Annotated in this window: 2 protein-coding genes and 2 pseudogenes; 1 reads left to right on the top strand and 3 read right to left on the bottom strand. The window is 58.6% G+C overall.

Features of this window, described 5'->3' with window-relative positions:
• Nucleotides 1-1,069, bottom strand: a pseudogene (locus RA26_RS21675) (cache domain-containing protein); the annotation flags it as partial.
• A 575-nt stretch (nt 1,070-1,644) separates the two neighbouring features.
• On the opposite strand from RA26_RS21675, the gene RA26_RS21670 reads away from it, so the two are divergent.
• Nucleotides 1,645-2,358 (top strand): trypsin-like serine peptidase, encoded by a 714-nt coding sequence (locus RA26_RS21670; RefSeq protein WP_082015910.1) that lies wholly within the window; start codon nt 1,645-1,647, stop codon nt 2,356-2,358.
• Between the two features lie 63 nt (nt 2,359-2,421).
• On the opposite strand, the pseudogene RA26_RS21665 reads toward RA26_RS21670, so the two are convergent.
• A pseudogene (locus tag RA26_RS21665) lies at nt 2,422-3,541 on the bottom strand (HlyD family type I secretion periplasmic adaptor subunit); the annotation flags it as partial.
• A 31-nt stretch (nt 3,542-3,572) separates the two neighbouring features.
• On the bottom strand, nt 3,573-3,963 hold a 391-nt coding region (locus tag RA26_RS21660; RefSeq protein WP_039187493.1), incomplete at its 5' end, for an ATP-binding cassette domain-containing protein.

The following is a 3,963-nucleotide window of genomic DNA, read 5'->3' as shown; positions in this document are numbered from 1 at the left end:
AGATGCCCCCAGCGCAGATCAGAGAGATCAGGATCATGATTTTCCGCTGGGCAGCAGCCGGGGCCAGGATTTCATCTCGGTCAAGTTCCGCAACCAGTGCCCACTGGAGGTTGCGAAATGTTACCGGTGCCGAGACCGCTGCAACGATGCTGCCATCGGTCAGCGCGGTTGATGGGTAGAAGGTGCCCCCTGCCGCTGTTTCATCAGTGCCGGTTGATTCAGAAGCGGTTGCAAATGCTTCCAGGAGATGGGGACGTTGCCCTAGGTCGCCCAGGAGGCCGTGGCCTCCGTCCTGGCGTGAAGCGGTTCTGGCTTTGAGGTCCTGCCCAGCAAGGAAAACGTCGAGGGTTTCCAAGTTGCCGCCAAATTCCGTAATAATCGAGGATATCTCGTCAATCGCGACCTGAACCGCAAATACACCAATGAAACGTCCGCCGCTATCTTGGATGCGGGCCGCGGCAAACGCAGCAGGTGCGTCCGCGCTGGGCGCATAAGGTGCGATATCAGAGAAATAGACATGCTCTTTCGCACCTACCACAGCAAGCTGGTATGCCTGTGCCAGGCCAGTTTCATTGTATGGGCCGGAAATCAGGTTGGTAGCGTAGTCGGCTTCCTTGGCGACCGAAAAGATCACGTCACCCTCTGGATTGATCAGGAAGATATCGTAGTAGCCAAGCCGTTCCATCATTCCGGTGAATGCGGGGTGGTTCCGCTCAAAGTGAATGTCGTATGGTGATGACGCCGAGGCAAACATCGACAAGTTGCTGACCTCTTCCTGGCCGCTGCCGCTCCGGCTGCCCCAGGTTACGCCCATGTCTTTCATTGCCTTGGCGGTGGACGGAACGGCGGAAACTGTGAGAATTGCCGCTTCAATGGACTCTAGGTAGTTATTCAGTGCAGCCTCGCGGTCGCGGACCAGAGACTGCAAGACAATCTCGGCATCATGGACGACACTGCGCTGGAAGTAACTGGTGCTGAAGGTAATCAGAACAACAGTTACCGTCACGGCTGTGCCGACAACCAGCAGAGGGAGCTTTTGGGAAAGTTTAAAAGTCTGCAACATTTTCAACGTAACACCTCCGGCAGGCATCCGCCGGCATAGCGCCGGGGACGGGGACTTTGATTGGTTTGATACAACGTCAGATTGATTTTTGATCCGTTAACACTGCAGAAAATGGCGGAAAATTTTTTCACAATGATTGCATTTTTCAGAGTACCGCTGCCTTCGAAGTCAGCAATCAACTAATCGGGCGTTAACCTATTGGGCCTGTCTGCATGCTCGGGGCTGCTCAGTTGCTTTGGGCAGGCGTGTGCTGCGAATGGCCGGATTCGCTATCCTTTTGCCGTTCCGGTGACTTCGCCTCGCGACAGTAAGATGCCTTTCCGGCCGGATTCGGCCTTGGATGGGCCGCAGGATTCTCTTTTGTTGTTCTTGGCTTGGAAAAAATATTTACGCTTTGTTTACTTCCCCTAGCCAAGCGGCAGGCTTTTTTGCCATGGTTAAGCATCAATAACCGGGGGGGGTTAGGGAATTGTTAACGCTGCCGCATTCTGTCCACCTTTTGGTCTCAGCCCGGCAACTTTGGGTCTCATTCCAGCCTTACGCCTGAATGACGATGCCCATGTGGGAAGTTGGAGTGGGTTATGAGACTGACTATCGCTGCAATTGCGGCATGCCTGTCCCTGGGCATGCCCTTAGGCGCGGCTGCGGATGAACCGCAGGCACGCGCCGAATCGATACAGGGACTGGAAGCCGTAGGGCGGCTGAACATTGCCAACAGGAGCATGTGTACCGGCGCGCTGGTGGCACCTAATCTAGTGCTGACTGCCGCCCATTGCTTGTTCGATCCAAGGACAGGTGCGCGGGTCGATCCGCGGAGCATCTGGTTCGAGGCTGGGTTGTCGGGGCGCCGCGCTGTTGCGTTGCGCCAGGTGTCAAAGGCCGTTGTGCATCCGCAGTACCGGTACCGCCCATCTGGAACGCACCAAATAGGGAATGATCTGGCTGTATTGCGGCTGGACCGGCCAATTAGCAGCCGTGAGATAGTACCGCTCGCCATGCATACCGGTGCCGAGCGGGGTGATATGCTGGATGTGATGTCTTATACGCAGCACCACGCGACCCGGCCCAGACTGAAACGGTCCTGCAGTGTGCTGGCCCGCAAGAGCCGCACGCTGGTAATGTCCTGCCTGGTGGATTTCGGAGCCTCGGGATCACCAGTTCTGGAGCTTCGGCCGGGCCAGGCGCCGCGGCTTGTTTCGGTGATTTCGGCCAAGGCTGCGATGGGCCGCCGCCCGGTCTCAATTGGCACTGCCCTGGATTCAACGCTGAGCGATCTGATCCGCCGAGCCGGCTGACACGCCGTTTACCGCTGCCCATTACAAGTAGGCTGCTTCGGCTTGGAGCAGCCCCTTGCAGAGTCAGGGTTCGCGCAGCGCCTCACGGGATTTGTAAAGCGGTTTCAGAAGGTATTGCAGAACGGTCTTGGCCCCGGTTTGCAATTCTGCAGTGGCCCGCATGCCCGGACGGATCTCAATCGACTGCTGGCGTTCGGTGAATCCGGATTTGTCGACCCGAACCGTCACCCGGTAATAGGGTTCAGCGCGCGGGTTGCGCTCATCCTCGAACGTGTCGGCAGAGACGAAATCCACCTTGCCACGCAGAGATCCGTAAATGGTGTAGTCGTAGGCCGACAGTTTGATAGTGGCGTCCTGACCAGGTTGCACGCTGGCAATGTCTTCGGGCTTTACCTGGGCTTCGACAAACAGTTCCTCGCCCAGCGGGATGATCTCCAGGATCTCCTCGCCGGGGCGGATCCCCGCCAATGGTGGTGACAGCAAGGCTATTCACTATTCCCGCCAGGGGAGAGGTGATGATGGTGCGGTTCAGCTGATCAACTGCCAGCCGTTGCTCTTGCCGCAGAGTGGTGATCTCCCGCAGGGTCTGGGCGTATTCCTCGGCCTGCTCCAGTTCCGCCTGGGTGCCGATTTCGTTGTATTTTGCACGGGCATCGGTGGCCGCCTTGCGGGCCTTGTTGACCTCAATCAGCGCCACGATCTTTTGTTTGTAGAGCTTCTCCATATTGGTGAGCTCTGCGTTCAGCTGATCCATGATCTGCCGGGCGCTGTCGCGGCGGCTGGCAAAGTCGGTCTGCCTTGCCGTCAGCAGACCACGCTCAGAGGCTAGGATGCCGGGTGAGCGTTGTGCCAGCATGTCCGGCACGGCGAATTCAAAGGCGCCTTTCGTCTGCGCTTCCAGCCGGTGGCGCCGGATCTCAAGCGCGTCGATCTGGTTTTGCAGTTCATCTGCCGCAGCGCGGAACTTGGTGTCCTGTAGCTTGGCCAGCACCTGGCCTGCGGTTACGGTGTCGCCCTGACGCACATGCAGTTCCGCCAGAATGCCGCCCTCCAGGTTCTGCACGATCTGCGCGCGCGAGGAAGAGACCACCTGTCCCTCACCGCGCACGATCTCGTCGATGGAGGCAAAGGCTGCCCAGATCAGGAAGGTGAGCACAGCGGCCAGCGCCAGATAGATAATGCGNNATTGCCGTAGGGGTCGTGCAGTGCCATGGTCATTTGCCTTCTCCTGCCGCCAGATGCGCCAATACCTGATCGCGCGGGCCATCCACGACCATCCGGCCGGATTGCAGGATCAGCGTTCGGTTGGTCAGCGAAAGGATCGGCATCCGGTGGGTGGCGATTACGGCAGTGCGGCCCTCCAGCCAGCTTTCCAGGCGGCTTACCAAGGTGCGTTCCAGGGTCTGATCCAACGCTGCAGTCGGTTCATCCAGCAGCACGACAGTGGGGTTCTGCAGCCATAGCCGGGCCCAGCCGATCGACTGGCGTTGGCCAATCGACAGGCCATGGCCGCCGTCGCTGATCTCCAGATCCAGACCCTTGTGATGGTTGCGCACATGGGCGCCAAGACCCGCAAACTCCAGCGCCTCCATCAGCCGGTCGTCG

Origin of the sequence: Leisingera sp. ANG-M7 (assembly GCF_000813965.1) — a bacterium.
GTDB lineage: Bacteria > Pseudomonadota > Alphaproteobacteria > Rhodobacterales > Rhodobacteraceae > Leisingera.
Note: the sequence above shows the minus strand (reverse complement) of the source record. Positions and strands in the feature narration are given on the sequence as shown.

Excerpts from the sequence above, each read along its gene's own strand:
- RA26_RS21670 (WP_082015910.1), top strand. The coding sequence starts at position 1,645 with ATGAGACTGACTATCGCTGCAATTGCGGCATGCCTGTCCCTGGGCATG.